The following is a 16,032-nucleotide window of genomic DNA, read 5'->3' on the forward strand; positions in this document are numbered from 1 at the left end:
GCAAGTTTACCGCAGTCGGGGTTTGACACCGCGAGCAACCAGGCCTAAATTTCCGGCACGATGTAACCGGTTACATCGTGATCGGTAATTGCCCATAAAGAGAAGACTTGCGATGACGGTTGCTGTGCAAAAAATAAGAATGGGCTTTGTTGGCGGCGGCGAAGGCGCCTTCATCGGCCAGGCTCACCGCCAGGCGGCGGGGCTGGATGGGTGTTATGAACTGGTGTGCGGTGCCTTCAGCCGTGAGCCCGAGAACAACCGGAGCACCGGCAATGCGCTGGGCCTGCCCGCGTCCCGCTGTTACAGCGAATGGCAGCAGATGCTCGCCGGCGAACAGGCGCTCCCGGCCGAGCAGCGCATGCAGCTGCTGGTGATCGTCACCCCCAATCATCTGCATGCACCGATTGCGACCCAGGCGCTGCAGGCGGGCTTCCACGTGTTCAGCGAGAAGCCGGCCGCGCTCAATCTTGCTGAAGTGCAGGCGCTGGCAGACGTTGTCAAAAACAGTTCCGGGCTTTATGGGCTGGCACACACCTACCTGGGTTACCCGATGGTGTGGCAGGCCCGCGACATGGTGCGCAATGGCGTGATCGGCGCGTTGCGCAAAGTGATCGTCGAGTACCCACAAGGCTGGCTCAGCCAGGACGTGGCCGGGCAGGGCAACAAACAGGCGGACTGGCGCAGCCGGCCCGAGCTGTCGGGACTGGGCGGCTGCATCGGCGACATCGGCACCCACGCTTTTTCCCTGGCCGAGTTCATCGCCGACCAACCGATCGAACAGCTTTGCGCGAGCCTGGGCATCCATGTACCCGGCCGGCAACTGGATGACGATGCCGCCATGCTGTTCAAGATGGCCTCCGGCGCCAGCGGCGTGCTGATCGCCAGCCAAGTGTGTGCCGGTGAAGAGAACCCGCTGAAGATCCGCCTCTATGGCGACAAGGGCGGCCTGGAATGGCGCCAGGAAGAACCCGCCAGCCTGATCCATCGTTCCCTCGACCAACCGCTGCGCATCCTGCGTTCCGGCGTCGGCCAGCCCTGGCTGTGCGACGCGGCATTGCAGCGCATGCGCCTGCCCGCCGGGCATCCCGAGGGTTACCTGGAAGCCATGGCCAACCTCTACCGCGACTTCGCCAAGGCCATTCGCCAAGGCACCGAGGCCGTTGGCGTACCCGGCATCGAAGTCGGCGTGCGCGGCATGGCCTTTATCGAAGCCGTGATCGCCAACCATCGCGGCGAGGCGAAGTGGACCACCTTGGCGAACCACCCATGAAGGAGACTACAGACATGCGCGGCCCAGGCATTTTTCTCGCCCAGTTCATCTCGGACGAAGCGCCTTTCGACACCCTGGCCAACATCGCCCAATGGGCGGCGTCCCAGGGCTACAAGGCGATCCAGTTGCCCACACTCGGCACCCGCTACATTGACCTGGCCCGCGCTGCAGAAAGCCAGGCCTACTGCGATGAACTCAAGGCGACCTGCGCCCATGCCGGCGTCGAAATCAGCGAGCTATCGACCCACCTGCAGGGCCAACTTGTGGCCGTGCACCCGGCATTCGACACGCTGTTCGACGACTTCGCCCCGGCCCATCTGCGCGGCCAGCCCCAGGCACGGACCGAGTGGGCCATCGACCAATTGAAACTCGCCGCCCGCGCCAGCCAGCGCCTTGGCTTGACGGCCCACGCGACCTTCTCCGGCGCGCTGCTCTGGCCGTACATCTACCCCTGGCCACAACGCCCCAGCGGCCTGGTGGAGCAAGGCTTTGCCGAGTTGGCCAAGCGCTGGCTGCCGATTCTCGATTGCTTCGAGGCGGCCGGCGTCGACCTGTGCTACGAAATCCACCCCGGCGAAGACCTTCACGACGGCGCCTCTTTCGAGCGCTTCCTCGAAGCCGTCGACCACCATCCCCGGGCCAACATTCTCTACGACCCCAGCCACCTGCTGCTGCAGCAAATGGATTACCTGGGCTTCATCGACCGCTACCACGCGCGCATCCGCATGTTCCACGTCAAGGACGCCGAGTTTCGCCCCGACGCGCGCTCCGGCGTGTATGGCGGCTACCAAGGATGGGTCGACCGCCCTGGCCGTTTTCGCTCATTGGGCGATGGCCAGATCGACTTCAAATCGATCTTCAGCAAGCTCACCCAGTACGACTTCCACGGCTGGGCCGTGCTGGAGTGGGAGTGTTGCCTGAAGGACGCGCAACAAGGCGCGGCAGAAGGGGCGGAGTACATCCGCCAGCACATGATCCGCAAGACCAGCAAGGCATTCGATGACTTCGCCGGCGTGACATCCGACGAGCAATCCAACCGACGGCTGCTGGGCCTGCCCGACGCCTGAACAGCGCTTCTGACTCAAAATAACAATAAAACGGTGACCACAATGAAAGCGCGACTGAGCGTCATGATGTTCCTGCAATTCTTCATCTGGGGCGGCTGGTTCGTCACCCTCGGCACCTTCCTCGCCAGCAACCTGGGGGCCAGCGGCGGGCAGATCGGCATGGCGTTTTCCACCCAGTCGTGGGGGGCGATCATCGCCCCGTTTATCATCGGCCTGATCGCCGACCGCTACTTCAACGCCGAGCGCATCCTGGCGGTGCTGCACCTGATCGGCGCGGTGCTGCTGTACCAGCTGTACCGCGCGCCGGACTTCGTCGGCTTTTATCCCTACGTGCTGGCATACATGGTCATCTACATGCCGACCCTGGCACTGGTGAACTCGGTGGCCTTCCGGCAAATGAGCGACCCGGCCCAGGAGTTTTCGCGCATCCGTGTGTGGGGCACCCTGGGCTGGATTGTTGCGGGGCTGGTGATCAGCTTTGTGTTCGCCTGGGATTCGCAGCAGTCGATCACCACAGGCGCGTTGCGCAACACCTTCCTGATGTCTGCCATCGCGTCAGTGGTGCTGGGTTTCTACAGCTTCACCTTGCCGCGTACCGCGCCCTTGAAAGCCGAGGCGGGCAAGGGTGATATCAAGCAACTGCTCGGGCTGGATGCGCTGGGGTTGCTCAAGGATCGCAGCTACCTGGTGTTCTTCATCGCCTCGATCCTGATCTGCATTCCCCTGGCGTTCTACTACCAGAACGCCAACCCGTTTCTCGCAGAAATCGGCGTGACCAACCCCACGGCAAAAATGGCCATTGGGCAAGTGTCCGAGGTGCTGTTCATGCTGCTATTGCCGCTGTTCATCCAGCGTTTTGGCATCAAGGTCGCGCTGTTGGTGGGCATGCTGGCGTGGGCGCTGCGCTATGCACTGTTCGCCTACGGCAATAATGGCGAGCTGGCCTTCATGCTGTTTACCGGGATTGCGCTGCATGGCATCTGCTATGACTTCTTCTTTGTCTCGGGGCAGATCTACACCGACGCGAAAGCGCCGGAGCGCTTCAGGAGTTCGGCGCAGGGGCTGATTACCCTGGCCACGTACGGTGTGGGCATGTTGATTGGGTTCTGGGTGGCAGGGCAGGTGACCGACCACTATGTGGCGGCGGGTGGCAGCCATGACTGGCGCAGCATCTGGTTGTTTCCGGCGGGGTTTGCGCTGGTGATCTTTTTTTGTTTTTCGCTGGCGTTCAAGGGGCGGGAGCGGGTGGCAGCAGAGCCGGCTGATTGACGCATGGCGCCCGCAAAGCGGCGTTGCGCAGCGTTGGTATCGCGCTAGAATGGCCCGGCGCAGCGAGTCGACTGTGCGGCCAGAACGTTTGAAGGAGACGCTAATTGCTGTGCAACCAGTGCGAAGAAGAACACCGGATTGACGAGATGGAGCTGGCGTTTCGACGTCCTGATGCCGTTATGGCGCTATCGCAAGACGACAGAGAGAGTGGGGTCCAGGAGAACAATGACCTGGCCATCATCGGCGGTAAGCAATTTTTCATTCGTGCGTTGCTGCCATTGCCGGTGCTGGGTCGCGAGGAGGTTTTTCACATCGGTATTTGGGTCAGGATCGAGCAGTTGGATTTTGAGCGGGTTTACGAACTCTGGGATGACCCGCAGCAATCAAGCGAACCACCGTTTTCGGTGACGATTGCCAATGACATCCCGGGTCTGCCTGCAACATGTGGGCTCCCCGCCATGCTGAACCTGACTGACCCGGCTAACCGGCCAAAGGTGACGCTGATCGCGAGTAACCATCCGCTGTCGTTTGAGCAATGCCGAGGCATTACGGCGCATCGTGCACACGAATATGTGGTGTGGACACGTTGACGCCACTGCCAGTAGAGACCATAAGAAACGCTGCGACCGAATGCCCGACTCTTCATGGATCGACCAACAGTTAAAGTCTGAATAAACGAAGACCTCGTTGTGCGCGCCTGCGCGTTTCTAACCCCTGGGTTTCAGGTATCCTCCGCGCCCGCCAATCACTATTTTCCAAACCATGCCAGAACACAACATGCAGGCCCTGTTGGAGTCGATCCTCGACGAAGTCCGTCCACTGATCGGCCTCGGCAAGGTCGCCGACTACATCCCCGCGCTCGCCGACGTGCCGGCCCAGCAACTGGGCATTGCCGTGTATGGCAATGACGGCTCGTCCTATTGCGCGGGCGATGCTCACACGTTGTTCTCCGTACAGAGCATCTCCAAGGTGTTCAGCCTGGTGCAGGCCATCGACCATGGCGGCGAAAGCATCTGGGAACGCCTGGGTCATGAGCCGTCGGGGCAGCCGTTCAACTCCATGGTGCAGCTGGAGTTCGAGCGTGGGCGGCCACGCAACCCGTTTATCAACGCCGGTGCGCTGGTGATCTGCGACATCAACCAATCGCGCTTTGCCGTGCCGATTTTGTCCATGCGTGATTTTGTGCGGCGGCTGTCGGGCAACCCGCAGATCCTGGTCAACAGCGTGGTGGCCGAATCCGAAGCCCAGCACGGTGCGCGCAATGCGGCCATGGCGTACCTGATGAAGTCCTTCGGCAACTTCCACAATGACGTGGATGCAGTGCTGCACAGCTACTTCAACTACTGCGCGTTGCAGATGAGCTGCCTGGACCTGGCCAAGGCATTTTGCTTCCTGGCGAATGAGGGGGTGTGCACCCACAGCGGCGAGCAGATTCTGACGGCGCGCCAGACCAAGCAAGTGAACTCGATCATGGCCACCAGCGGGCTGTATGACGAGGCGGGGAATTTTGCGTATCGCGTCGGGTTGCCGGGCAAGAGCGGGGTAGGCGGCGGGATTCTCGCGGTGGTGCCGGGGCAGTTTACGGTGTGCGTGTGGTCGCCGGAGTTGAATGCGGCAGGCAATTCGCTGGCGGGGATGAAGGCGTTGGAGTTGTTGAGCGAGCGGATCGGATGGTCGGTTTTTTGAAGAGACTTGATCGCTCCCACGCTCTGCGTGGGAGCGCTGCCCTGGACGCTCTGCGTCTGCCTTTGTGACGCGGAGCGTCACGGTCTGCATTCCCACGCGGAGCGTGGGAACGAGCTCAGCGCGGGCTGGTTTGCGCGCATCGATCCAGCGCTTTGTCGACCAGCATCTGCACACCTTCCAGCATCCGGCAAATGCCCAGCGCCACGTTGCGCTGGGTACCATCGACTTCGAAGGCCAGGTGAGCGGCGATGACATTGATCGACGCCAGGTCTTGCGAGGCATTGGCCAGCAAGGTTTCCGTGTCCAGGTCCGTACGCACGGTAAATAATCCATCGAACGGTAGCTCGGTGGGTTCAGGCGGTTGGGGTTGGGCGTCAGGTTTCAGATAGTGGTGAATGGCGCGGTAAGCGGCTTCTTGAAGCCGGTCGGTGTGCGGTGGGGGATTGGGGCTGTCTTTAATCATGGTGAAGCTCCGTCGATAAGTGGAGCCACCACCGTTCGCGGTCAAACGAGGAGGATGGCAGCTGTACGCGGGTTGACCGACCGGTTATCAACGAACCCGGCATACCCGAAGGTATCCCGCGCACAGCCGCCGCGACACGATACCTCAGGCATAAAAAAAACGCCTGGAATAGGTGTGGGCGTTGCAGTCGTCGATTGGTCGGACGGTCAAATCCGGTCGCTGAATTGGCAGCGACTGCGGGAGGTTAGTCAGCCCGGGTCCGACCGACAACCTGAAACAGTTGTCGGAAAAATCCGAGCATGTCTCCCTCAGTCAGAGACGGTCCATGTTGCACAATCGTGTGGTCCAGGCCACCGCCAAGTCGGTGCTCCGGCTATTGATCGCTCCCACGCTCTGCGTGGGAGCGCAGCCCTGGACGCTCTGCGTCTGCCTTTGTGACGCGGAGCGTCACCGTAGGCATTCCCACGCGGAGCGTGGGAACGAGCTTAAAATCCGAGTGCGTCTCCCTGTCGAGGAGAGTGCTGCTACCATCGACGCAATCCCTCATCAGTCAGAGACAATCCATGTTGCCTAATCGCGTGGTCCAGGCCGCCGCCAAGTCGGTGCTGCAGCAGCTCGTTACGCGGATCACGCCACAGTCCACCGAAGCCTCCATCGCCGAAATGGCGACGCAGATGCTCGCGGATTCCGGCTATCCGCAGACCTGGTATTACGACTGCCCGGCCTTCGTATTGCTGGGTTCGCGCAGTGCGCTTTCGGTGTCGGGACGCGACTATCGGCCCAGTGATGAAGCCGTTGGTTTACACAATCTGATCACGGTGGATTTGAGCCCGAGAGCAGGCAATGTGTGGGGCGACTGTGCCCGCTCTTTCTATGTGGAGGAGGGCGTGTGCCGGGCGGTGCCGGTGGGGGCCGAGTTCAGCAGGGGTTATGAAGTCGAGCACCTGCTACACGCGATGATGCGCACATTCGCCCGGCCTGAAACCACGTTCAACGATCTCCACGCGTTCGCCAATGACCTGATCGCATCCGAGGGTTTCGAGAACCTCGATTTCGCCGGCAACGTCGGCCACAGCATCTGCGAGCAGCGTGACCAAAGGCTCTACATCGAGGCGGGCAATCATCGGCGCCTGGAGGAGGTGACGTGCTTTACCTTCGAGCCGCATGCTCGCGAGCGAGGCGGTCGCTGGGGCTACAAGCATGAAAATATCTATTTCTTCAGTGATGAGGGAAAGGTCTGCGAGCTTTGACGAAGGCGCCGGTCTCCTGAGGACACGCGGCGCCTTCGGTTTTTTCGCGAGCAAGCTCGCTCCTACAGGGAGAGGCGATCCAGCAGGCTGTACCACGCCACGCCCGCGCCGATGTAGAAGCGTTGCAAGCCATGCAGTGGCAACCGCTGCAAAGGCGTTACCGGGTAAGCGAAGTCGGAGCGGCTGTCACACAGGCGTCCGGCCAATTGCTGGCCGAGGCTGGTGCACAAGGCGATCCCGCGTCCGTTACAGCCCAATGCCAGGGTCAGGCCGGGTGCGGGCTCGTGGACGTGGGGCATAAAGTCCCGGGTGATCGCGATCCGGCCCGCCCAGCGGTACTCGAAGTCCAGCTTGCCCAGCTGGGGAAACAACAGTGCCAGCGAGCGCTCCAGGTGCGCAAAATCCGCGGGCCCGGTGGGATCTTCGAACAACCCGCGCCCGCCCATCAGCAGGCGGCCATGGGCATCCTTGCGAAAGTAAAGCAACAGGCGCTGTGCGGTTGAGACGGTTTCCTGCCCCGGCAAAATGCTCTCGGCCCCAGGCCCGCTCAAGGGCCGGGTGGCGACGATAAAACTGTTGGCCGCCAGCACACTCTGGGCCATGCCTGGCCACAAGTCGCCGCTGTAGCCGTTGGTGGCCAGTACCACCTGGCCGGCCGACACCTGCGCGCCGCTCGCGGTCTGCAACTTCCAGCCCGCGCCCGCCTGTTGCATCGCGGTCACTGCGCTCTGCCCATGAATGCGCACGCCCGCCGCCTGGGCTGCACGCACCAGGCCCCGAGCATAGGCCAAGGGTTGGATGGCGCCCGCGCGACCGTCCAGCCAGCCACCGGCAAACGCCTGGCTGCCCATGCGGGCGGACACCGCGCCGGCATCCAGGCGCTGCACCGGCACCCCGCGACGTGCCCACTGTTCGGCCCGGGCGTGCAGGCCCGCCACGCCTTTTTCGGAATAGGAAACCTGCATCCAGCCCTTGCGTGTGGGCGCACAGTCGATGCCATGGCGCTCGATCAGGTTGAACACCAGGTCGGCAGAGTTGGACACGGTGTTGATCAGTGGCTCGGCGCGCTCGGCACCGTACATCTGCACCAGTTGATCCGGGTCGTATTTGAGTGTCGGGTTGACCTGCCCACCATTGCGCCCCGACGCGCCCCAGCCAGGTTCGTTGGCCTCCAGCACGCACACGCTGACGCCGCGCTCCGCCAGGTGCAGCGCCGTGGACAAACCGGTATACCCGGCGCCGACGATGGCCACGTCCACCTTCAATGACTCAGCCAACGCGGGTGTTTGCGGTGCAGCGGGCGCCGTCGCGGCCCAGAGTGACTTCATGGCAGGCTCCGGGTGTTGGCCGTCGGGTGCAGCACGCGGCGCAGGAAGTCCTGGGTGCGCGGTTGTTGCGGGTTGCCCAGCACCTGCTCGGCCGGCCCGCTCTCCACGATGTAGCCGCCGTGCAGGAAGCACACGCGGTCGGCCACTTCCCGGGCAAAGCCCATTTCGTGGGTCACCACGATCATGGTCATGCCTTCGTCGGCGAGGGTGCGCATCACCTCCAGCACATCGCCCACCAGTTCCGGGTCGAGGGCCGAAGTGGGTTCGTCGAACAGCATGGCGTCGGGTTTCATCGCCAGTGCGCGGGCGATGGCCACCCGCTGTTGCTGGCCGCCGGAGAGTTGTTCCGGGTAGGCATCGGCCTTGGCCGACAGGCCGACTTTATCCAGCAGCGCCAAGGCTTCTTCCCGGGCCTGTTGCAGCGGTTCTCCCTTGACGTACACCGGGCCTTCCATCACGTTTTCCAGCACGGTGCGATGGGGGAACAGGTTGAAGCGCTGGAACACCATGCCCATGCGGCTGCGCAGGGCGTGTACGGTCTTGCTGCCACGTTGCACGGTTTCGCCGAACACGTTGATGGTGCCGCCGTCGTAGGCTTCCAGGGCGTTGATGCAGCGCAGCAGGGTGGATTTGCCCGAGCCGGACGGGCCGATCAGGCACACCACTTCGCCCTTGGCCACGTCCAGGTCGACGCCGTGCAGCACGCGATGGGTGCCGTAGTGTTTTTGCAGTTGGCGAATCTCGATCATGCTTTTTTCCTCCGGCCCAGGTGCTGTTCCATGCGGCGCAGGCCATACACCAGCGGCAGGCTCATCAGCAGGTAGAGCAGGGCGACCAGGGTGTAGACGGTCATGTTCTGGAAGGTGGACGAGGCGATCAGTTGGCCCTGGCGCGTCATCTCGGCCACGGTGATGGTCGACACCAGCGATGAGTCCTTGAGCATCATCACCAGGGTGTTGCCGTAGGGCGGCAAGGCGATGCGAAACGCCTGGGGCAGGATCACCCGGCGCATCATCAGCACCGAGCGCATGCCTAGGGCTTCGGCGGCTTCACGCTGGCCCTGTTCGACGGCGATGATGCCGGTACGGAAGTTCTCCGCCTGGTACGCCGAGTAGGCGATGCCCATGCCGATCACACCCGCCTGGAATGCACTGAGGTGCACGCCCATGTCCGGCAACACGAAGTAGATGTAGAACAGCTGCACGATGATCGGCAGGCCGCGAATCACATTGATCACGGTGCTCGCCGCCCACGACAGCGCCTTGATCGGCGACAGTTTGAGCAGCGCCAGCACCAGGCCGATCGCGCTGCTGAGCAGGAACGACAGCACGGTGATCTGGATCGTCACCCAGGCGCCTTGCAGCAGGATCGGCAGGAAGTCCCGGGCATTTTGCAGGAATTCAGCCGGGTTCATGGCTGCACCTGGGCATCAAGCCCCCACTTCTTCAGGATCGCGTCCAGGGTGCCGTCGGCCTTGATGCTGGCGATGGCCTGGTTCAGGCGTTCGAGGGTTTCGCTGTCGCCTTTGCGCACCACCAGGCACACCTCGCCGACGTTGACCGGCTTGTAGTCGGCGGCGAGCTTCACGCCCTTGAACAGCTTCTGGCGGATCTGGTACGCCACCACCGGCTGGTCACCCACGGCGGCCTTGATGCGGCCCAGGCTCAGGTCGCGGACCATTTCGCCGATGGAGTCGTAGGTGCGGATTTCCTTGAAGATCCCCAGCTTGTTGAGCATGTCGTAGAAGATCGTGCCGGCTTGTACACCCACTACCTGGTCCTTCAAGGAACTGAGGTCGGTATAGGTCGCGTTGTCGTCGGCACTCACGATCAGGCCTTCACCGTAGGCGTACACCGGCGCGCTGAAGTCCACCACCTGGGCACGCTCCGGGGTCTTGAGCATGCCGGCGGCGATGAAGTCGAGCTTGCCCGAGGTGAGGGACGGGATCAGCGCGGCAAAGTTGGTCTGCTCGATTTCGCTGGTGAAACCACCGGCCTTGCCTACGGCATTGGCGACGTCGACCATCACGCCCTGGATGCTGTTGCTCTTGATGTCGAGGAAAGTGAACGGCGAACCGCTGGCCGTTGCACCGACTTTGTACGAGGCTGCACCGGCGGCGTGCACGGTGGCCACGCAAAAGGTGGCGCAAAGACCGAAGGCGAGGCGGCGAAACAAGGGCGAAAGACTGTTCATCGGGTTACTCCAGAAGGAAAACGGATCGTCAGTACCGCGAGCGGTTACCGAGCAAACCGCAAGCTCTGTGCCATTTCGATTAAACAAAATCGTTTTACGCTATGGAAATTTAACAAAATGAACCATTCGTATCGGTATGCGATTTTTAGTGGTCGAATTTCGCGATTTCGTGTAGAAATATCGCCACGCTTGATCGACCTGACCGCGAGTTCGCCATGTCCGAAGAACGCAACAGCTTGCACAACCAATCCCTGGAAAAGGGCCTGTCGGTGCTCAAGGCATTCAGCGCCCAGCGCCGCAGCATGAGCCTTGCAGAGGTGGCCGAGGCCGCCGGCATGACCAAAAGCTCGGCCCAGCGCATGGTGTTTACCCTCGAGAGCCTGGGTTACCTTCGGAAACACTCGCGCACCCGTCATTACCAACTCACACCACGGGTGCTGGAGTTGGGCTTCAGTTATCTGGATGCGCATTCGCTGATTGAAGTGGCCAACCCGTTCCTCTCGGAATTGACCCGCCTGACGGGAGAAACCTCGTGCCTGACCGAGCCTGCGGGTTACGACATGACGTATATCGCGCGGTTTGTCAGCTCGGGCTTCGTGCCGGTACATATGCCGATTGGCTCGCGGGTGCCGATGTATTGCACGGCGTCGGGGCGCGCGTATCTGAGTGCGTTGCCGCAGGATGAGGCGCTGGCATTGATCGAGCATAGCCAGCGGGTGGCGCACACCAGCCAGACGTTGACTGAGGTCGACAGGATCATGGAGTCGTTGCAGCAGGTGCGCGAGCAGGGCTATGCGGTGAATGGCCAGGAACTGTTCCTGGGCGACATGACCATCGGCGCGCCGGTGCTGGGGGCGAATGGTCGGCCGGTGGCAGCGGTGCATGTGGTGGCGCCGACCAGTCGCTGGAGCCGGGCGGATGCAGAGAAGCAGTTGGCGCCGGCGTTGTTGCAGTGCTCAAGGGCGTTGAGCAATTCGGCGCGTAACCTGGAGTAACCCGCTCTCAAGAACACAGCAAATCCAAAATGTGGGAGCGGGCTTGCTCGCGAATGCGGTGTATCAGTCGCCAGATGCAGTGACTGGCACACCGCATTCGCGAGCAAGCCCGCTCCCACATTTTGATCTTCATCATTCTTTGAGATTGGTGTGAGCCCCAACAAAAAATGCGCCCCTGAGGGCGCATTTTTTTGTTCGGTCAACTATCGCCTATCAGGCAATCGCATCCCAGGCACGGTCACCGTTCTCGTCTTTGATCCGAGTCGGCAAGCCCATCACGTCCAGCGCCTTCAGGAACGGCTCAGCCGGCAGTTCCTCGACGTTGGCCATGTGCTTCACGTCCCACTCGCCACGGGCAACCAGCAGCGCTGCGGCTACCGGCGGTACGCCGGCGGTGTAGGAAATGCCCTGGCTGTCGGTCTCGGCGAAGGCTTCTTCGTGGCAGGCCACGTTGTAGATGAACAGCTCGCGTGGCTGGCCATCCTTGGTGCCCTTGACCAGGTCGCCGATGCAGGTCTTGCCGGTGTAGCCAGGCGCCAGCGACGACGGGTCGGGCAGCACGGCCTTGACCAGTTTCAGCGGCACGACTTCCAGGCCTTCGGCGGTGGTGACCGGTTTTTCGGAGAGCAGGCCGAGGTTTTTCAGCACGGTGAACACGTTGATGTAGTGTTCGCCGAAGCTCATCCAGAAACGCACATTGGGCACGTCGAGGTTTTTCGACAGCGAGTGCACTTCATCGTGGCCGGTCAGGTACAGGTTCTGCGAACCGACCACAGGCAGGTCGTCGGTGCGTTTGACTTCGAACATGGTGTTGCTGGTCCACTGGCTGTTCTGCCAGCTCCACACCTGTCCGGTGAATTCGCGGAAGTTGATTTCCGGGTCGAAATTGGTGGCGAAATATTTGCCATGGGAGCCGGCATTGACGTCGAGAATGTCGATCGAATCAATGCGGTCGAAATGCTTTTGTTGCGCCAGCGCTGCATAAGCGTTGACCACACCCGGGTCGAAGCCCACGCCAAGGATGGCCGTGATGTTCTTCTGTTTGCACTCTTCCAGGTGGTTCCATTCGTAGTTGCCGTACCACGGCGGGGTCTCGCAGACCTTGCCCGGCTCTTCGTGGATGGCGGTGTCGAGGTACGCCACGCCGGTGTCGATGCAGGCACGCAATACCGACATGTTGAGGAACGCGGAACCGACGTTGATGACGATCTGCGATTCAGTCTCGCGGATCAGTGCCTTGGTCGCTTCCACGTCCAAAGCGTTCAGCGCGAAGGCCTGGATGTCGGCGGGTACCTTGAGGCTACCCTTGGCCTTGACGCTGTCGATGATGGCCTGGCATTTGGAGATGTTGCGCGACGCGATAGCAATACGACCGAGTTCGTCGTTGTGCTGCGCGCACTTGTGGGCCACCACCTTGGCGACACCTCCTGCACCAATGATAAGAACGTTCTTTTTCAATTGCTTTATCTCTCCTTTATCTGTCCGCTTTACGAAAGGCTGGACAGGTAGTCGTCGTAACCAAATTCACGAACCACTTCGACTGTACCGTCGAGTTGTTTCACTACGATGGACGGCATTTTCAGGCCGTTGAACCAGTTTTTCTTGACCATGGTGTAGCCTGCCGTGTCGATGAACGACAGTCGATCGCCGATGGCCAGCGGCTGATCAAATTGGTACTCACCGAAGATGTCCCCGGCCAGGCACGACTTGCCGCACACCATGTAGGTGTGTTCGCCATTGCTCGGCGCCAGCTTGGCGTTGAGGCGATAGATCAGCAGGTCCAGCAGGTGGGCTTCGATGGAGCTGTCTACCACGGCGAGGTTCTTGCCGTTGTAGAGGGTGTCGAGCACGGTCACTTCCAGGGAGGCGCTGTTGGTGATCGCCGCTTCGCCGGGTTCCAGGTACACCTGCACGTCGTACTTCTGCGAGAACGCCTTGAGGCGCTGGCAGAAGGCGTCGATGGCATAGCCTTCACCGGTGAAGTGGATGCCGCCGCCGAGGCTGACCCAGTTGACCTTGTGCAGCAGCGCGCCGAAGCGTTCTTCGATGGTGTTGAGCATCTGGTCGAACAGGTTGAAATCACCGTTCTCGCAGTTGTTGTGGAACATGAAGCCGGAGATTTGCTCGATCACACCTTCGATCTTCACCGGGTCCCACTCGCCCAGACGGCTGAACGGGCGCGCCGGGTCGGCCAGCAGGTAGTCGGAGCTGCTCACTTGCGGGTTGACGCGCAGGCCACGGGTCTTGCCTTCGCTGCGCTCGGCAAAGCGCTGCAGTTGGCTGATGGAGTTGAAGATGATCTTGTCGCAGTTGTCGAGCATCTCTTCGATTTCATCGTCGGCCCAGGCCACGCTGTAGGCGTGGGCTTCACCTTCGAACTTCTGGCGACCCAGCTTGAGCTCGTACAGCGACGACGAGGTGGTGCCGTCCATGTATTCCTGCATCAGGTCGAACACCGACCAGGTGGCGAAGCATTTGAGGGCCAGAAGAGCCTTGGCGCCGGACTGTTCGCGCACGTAGGCGATCTTCTGCATGTTGACCAGAAGCTTCTGTTTGTCGATGAGGTAGTACGGCGTTTTGATCATTTTCAGAGCCTGCGGCGGTGCCTGCCAAAAAAGGACACGCATTGTGCCCGCACTTGGGACAGATCGAAAGGTTAGTCAGCGGAATTTGCTGGCCCGGTTATAAGCTGGCCTGTGAATATGACAGGCCGTAGGTATGATGAGCCGCTTTGATAACGGACCACGGCTTGGGCGACGAGAGGTGAGAATGGACGCATGGACGCTGCATTGGCTGGAAGCTTCGGGGAGCCTGGCGCAGTTTCGCCCGGAGTTGATCCGAGAGTTTGAGGTTGCCTACGAGGCAATCGCGCAACTGCTGCCGCCGCCGCGGCTGGACATTCTGATCCAGCGGTTGCCGGGGGAGACCCTTCCGGAACTCGGCCTGGTGGGCCGTGCTTATCGCAGCACGATGTTCAGCATGACCCTTGATCCCGATAACCCGAATTTCCTCACCAGCCTGCAAAGCGGTGCATTGCGTCGACACGTGGTGCATGAGGTGCACCATTGCCTGCGCATGGCGGGCCCCGGTTATGGCTGGACGCTGGGGGAGGCGATGGTCAGTGAGGGCCTGGCCGGGCAGTTTGTGCGGCAGGTGCTGGGCAGTGAGCCGGAGTTGTGGGAGCGGGCGCTTGCCCCCCAGGAACTGCTGAGTGCCCCGGTAGACCGCCAGCTTCTAGACGCCACGTATTACGATCACAGTGAATGGTTCTTTGGTACCGGCGCGCGGCCAAGATGGCTGGGATACACGCTGGGCTACCAGATGGTGGAGGCCTGGCTGGCAAAACAGGGCGAGGTGGACGCCGCCACATGGGTCAATGTACCCGCCCAAGACATACTCGCCAATGCCGCCAAAGCGGGGTTGGTGGCCTGACTTTGAAACACAAGCCCACCAAACAACCCCTATCCCCTGTGGGAGCTGTCGAGCCTCAGCGAGGCTGCGAAGGCGGCGGCACAGCCGATAAAATAAGCTGCCTGACACACCGCTATCGCAGCCTCGCTAAAGCTCGACAGCTCCCACATGACAAAAACGCACCCACACTGACATCAAACCGTCATCTCCCCCCGAACGTATTCAGGCCGGTTGTCGTTGATCACCTGCATGAAGCCTCCTGATCAATTAATGATTTAGCGTGAGTTGCATGTTCGTCCTGTACCGGCTCAAACCCGCAGCGCAGATAAAAGCTTGCGCCCTCGTGGGTGTCGGTAGACAGGCGCACGACATGGAAGGATTGCGCAGCGCGTGCCAAAAGCTGGCCCACCAACGCTTTGCCCACCTGGCGTCCCCTTGATGCCTGTGCGACGTACACCCGGCGCAGCCTGCCAACCTCCGGACCTGCGTAAGGGTCATGGGACAAACCGCCAACGGCGATCAACTGCCCGTTGCTGAATACACCCAAAAGACATTCGCCTGGCTGGTCAAAACGGTTGGCGCCGCTGGACCACTCTGCAACGAGTCGCGTGAGAAACCTGAATCCTTCGGCGACGGCTTCTGCTTCCAATACCAGGATCTCTTCGGGCAACGCCGAGAGGGTGCGTATCGACAAACCGTCCTCTGATTCAGCCACTGCGATTCTCCAGATCCAGCCAAGCGGCCTTGGAGTCAACGCAGGAGTGCTCCTGCTTGCCAGGCAAGAGCGGCGTATCGAGTGTAGCGATTGCTATCGAGACCCAGTCTGGGTAAACACCATTGATATCGGACCAGAACATCGACGAGCCGCAGCGTGAGCAAAACTCACGAAACACACCCTCGGAAGATTCATAAGCCTTGAGCGTTTGCAGCGAAGACTCGATGTGCACCGACGATTTCGGAGCACTCGCGTATGTCGCGAAGGCGGAGCCATGACTCTTTTGGCATTTTTTGCAGTGGCAATGCGTCACAGCTTTCAGCGGTGTCGATACTCGGTAGCTGACCGCGCCGCACAGGCAGCTACCCTGGTGAAGTCCTTCCAT

General features: G+C 61.2%; 17 protein-coding genes. 8 read left to right on the plus strand and 9 right to left on the minus strand.

All coding sequences use genetic code 11. The annotated features are described in order from the left end of the window. Positions 1 to 139 precede the first annotated feature (139 nt). The 5 genes from ACIOMR_RS00165 to glsB all read left to right on the plus strand — a co-directional run bounded on the left by ACIOMR_RS00165 (position 140) and on the right by glsB (position 5,292). Positions 140 to 1,270, plus strand: a complete 1,131-nt coding sequence (locus ACIOMR_RS00165) for a Gfo/Idh/MocA family protein (RefSeq protein ID WP_307522937.1) — start codon at positions 140 to 142, stop codon at positions 1,268 to 1,270. Between the two features lie 14 nt (positions 1,271 to 1,284). Further along, the gene (locus ACIOMR_RS00170) at positions 1,285 to 2,337 is read left to right on the plus strand and encodes a sugar phosphate isomerase/epimerase (RefSeq protein WP_177081540.1); all 1,053 of its coding nucleotides are present in this window, start codon (positions 1,285 to 1,287) and stop codon (positions 2,335 to 2,337) included. Between the two features lie 42 nt (positions 2,338 to 2,379). Then, positions 2,380 to 3,606, plus strand: a complete 1,227-nt coding sequence (locus tag ACIOMR_RS00175) for a nucleoside permease (RefSeq protein ID WP_087694232.1) — start codon at positions 2,380 to 2,382, stop codon at positions 3,604 to 3,606. 104 nt (positions 3,607 to 3,710) lie between these two features. Next, a complete protein-coding gene (locus ACIOMR_RS00180; protein ID WP_003211394.1) occupies positions 3,711 to 4,196 on the plus strand; it encodes a DUF2199 domain-containing protein in 486 nt (161 codons plus the stop codon). 187 nt (positions 4,197 to 4,383) lie between these two features. Beyond that, positions 4,384 to 5,292 carry a glutaminase B gene (gene glsB, locus ACIOMR_RS00185; RefSeq protein WP_003211397.1) on the plus strand — a complete coding sequence of 303 codons (909 nt, stop codon included), beginning with the start codon at positions 4,384 to 4,386 and terminating at the stop codon, positions 5,290 to 5,292. Positions 5,293 to 5,407: 115 nt separating this feature from the next. Here the strand turns inward: glsB and ACIOMR_RS00190 are convergent, their stop codons facing one another. Further along, a complete protein-coding gene (locus ACIOMR_RS00190; protein ID WP_003211399.1) occupies positions 5,408 to 5,755 on the minus strand; it encodes a DUF6124 family protein in 348 nt (115 codons plus the stop codon). A 563-nt stretch (positions 5,756 to 6,318) separates the two neighbouring features. Here ACIOMR_RS00190 and ACIOMR_RS00195 point away from each other — a divergent pair. After that, the gene (locus ACIOMR_RS00195; RefSeq protein WP_087694233.1) at positions 6,319 to 7,005 is read left to right on the plus strand and encodes a M24 family metallopeptidase; all 687 of its coding nucleotides are present in this window, start codon (positions 6,319 to 6,321) and stop codon (positions 7,003 to 7,005) included. Between the two features lie 62 nt (positions 7,006 to 7,067). Here the strand turns inward: ACIOMR_RS00195 and ACIOMR_RS00200 are convergent, their stop codons facing one another. The 4 genes from ACIOMR_RS00200 to ACIOMR_RS00215 are packed head-to-tail and all read right to left on the minus strand — an operon-like array spanning position 7,068 to position 10,526. Beyond that, positions 7,068 to 8,333 (minus strand): FAD-binding oxidoreductase, encoded by a 1,266-nt coding sequence (locus ACIOMR_RS00200; RefSeq protein ID WP_177049715.1) that lies wholly within the window; start codon positions 8,331 to 8,333, stop codon positions 7,068 to 7,070. Beyond that, positions 8,330 to 9,082, minus strand: a complete 753-nt coding sequence (locus tag ACIOMR_RS00205; RefSeq protein ID WP_087694235.1) for an amino acid ABC transporter ATP-binding protein — start codon at positions 9,080 to 9,082, stop codon at positions 8,330 to 8,332. Before ACIOMR_RS00205 ends, ACIOMR_RS00200 begins: the two co-directional genes overlap by 4 nt. Beyond that, positions 9,079 to 9,747, minus strand: coding sequence for an ectoine/hydroxyectoine ABC transporter permease subunit EhuD (gene ehuD, locus ACIOMR_RS00210; protein ID WP_003211406.1), 669 nt, complete (start codon positions 9,745 to 9,747; stop codon positions 9,079 to 9,081). Before ehuD ends, ACIOMR_RS00205 begins: the two co-directional genes overlap by 4 nt. Continuing rightward, complete coding sequence (locus ACIOMR_RS00215) at positions 9,744 to 10,526, minus strand: ABC transporter substrate-binding protein (RefSeq protein WP_102605802.1); 783 nt, start codon at positions 10,524 to 10,526, stop codon at positions 9,744 to 9,746. Before ACIOMR_RS00215 ends, ehuD begins: the two co-directional genes overlap by 4 nt. Before the next feature lie 215 nt (positions 10,527 to 10,741). On the opposite strand from ACIOMR_RS00215, the gene ACIOMR_RS00220 reads away from it, so the two are divergent. Then, positions 10,742 to 11,521: an IclR family transcriptional regulator gene (locus ACIOMR_RS00220; protein WP_008435411.1), complete on the plus strand. Its 780-nt coding sequence runs from the start codon at positions 10,742 to 10,744 to the stop codon at positions 11,519 to 11,521. A 213-nt stretch (positions 11,522 to 11,734) separates the two neighbouring features. On the opposite strand, the gene ACIOMR_RS00225 is transcribed toward ACIOMR_RS00220, so the two are convergent. Together ACIOMR_RS00225 and ACIOMR_RS00230 are read right to left on the minus strand one after the other, a co-directional pair. Continuing rightward, complete coding sequence (locus tag ACIOMR_RS00225; protein WP_003211412.1) at positions 11,735 to 12,979, minus strand: saccharopine dehydrogenase family protein; 1,245 nt, start codon at positions 12,977 to 12,979, stop codon at positions 11,735 to 11,737. A gap of 29 nt (positions 12,980 to 13,008) precedes the next feature. Beyond that, positions 13,009 to 14,106, minus strand: a complete 1,098-nt coding sequence (locus ACIOMR_RS00230; RefSeq protein WP_003211413.1) for a carboxynorspermidine decarboxylase — start codon at positions 14,104 to 14,106, stop codon at positions 13,009 to 13,011. Positions 14,107 to 14,290: 184 nt separating this feature from the next. Between ACIOMR_RS00230 and ACIOMR_RS00235 the strand changes: the two genes are divergently transcribed. Continuing rightward, positions 14,291 to 14,953, plus strand: a complete 663-nt coding sequence (locus ACIOMR_RS00235; RefSeq protein WP_008435410.1) for a DUF2268 domain-containing putative Zn-dependent protease — start codon at positions 14,291 to 14,293, stop codon at positions 14,951 to 14,953. 220 nt (positions 14,954 to 15,173) lie between these two features. On the opposite strand, the gene ACIOMR_RS00240 is transcribed toward ACIOMR_RS00235, so the two are convergent. Then, positions 15,174 to 15,647, minus strand: a complete 474-nt coding sequence (locus ACIOMR_RS00240; protein ID WP_003210233.1) for a GNAT family N-acetyltransferase — start codon at positions 15,645 to 15,647, stop codon at positions 15,174 to 15,176. Beyond that, on the minus strand, positions 15,640 to 16,032 hold the full coding sequence (locus tag ACIOMR_RS00245; RefSeq protein ID WP_003210231.1) for a GFA family protein: 393 nt from the start codon (positions 16,030 to 16,032) through the stop codon (positions 15,640 to 15,642). Before ACIOMR_RS00245 ends, ACIOMR_RS00240 begins: the two co-directional genes overlap by 8 nt.

The organism is Pseudomonas sp. NPDC087814 (assembly GCF_044742865.1).
Classification (GTDB): Bacteria; Pseudomonadota; Gammaproteobacteria; order Pseudomonadales; family Pseudomonadaceae; genus Aquipseudomonas.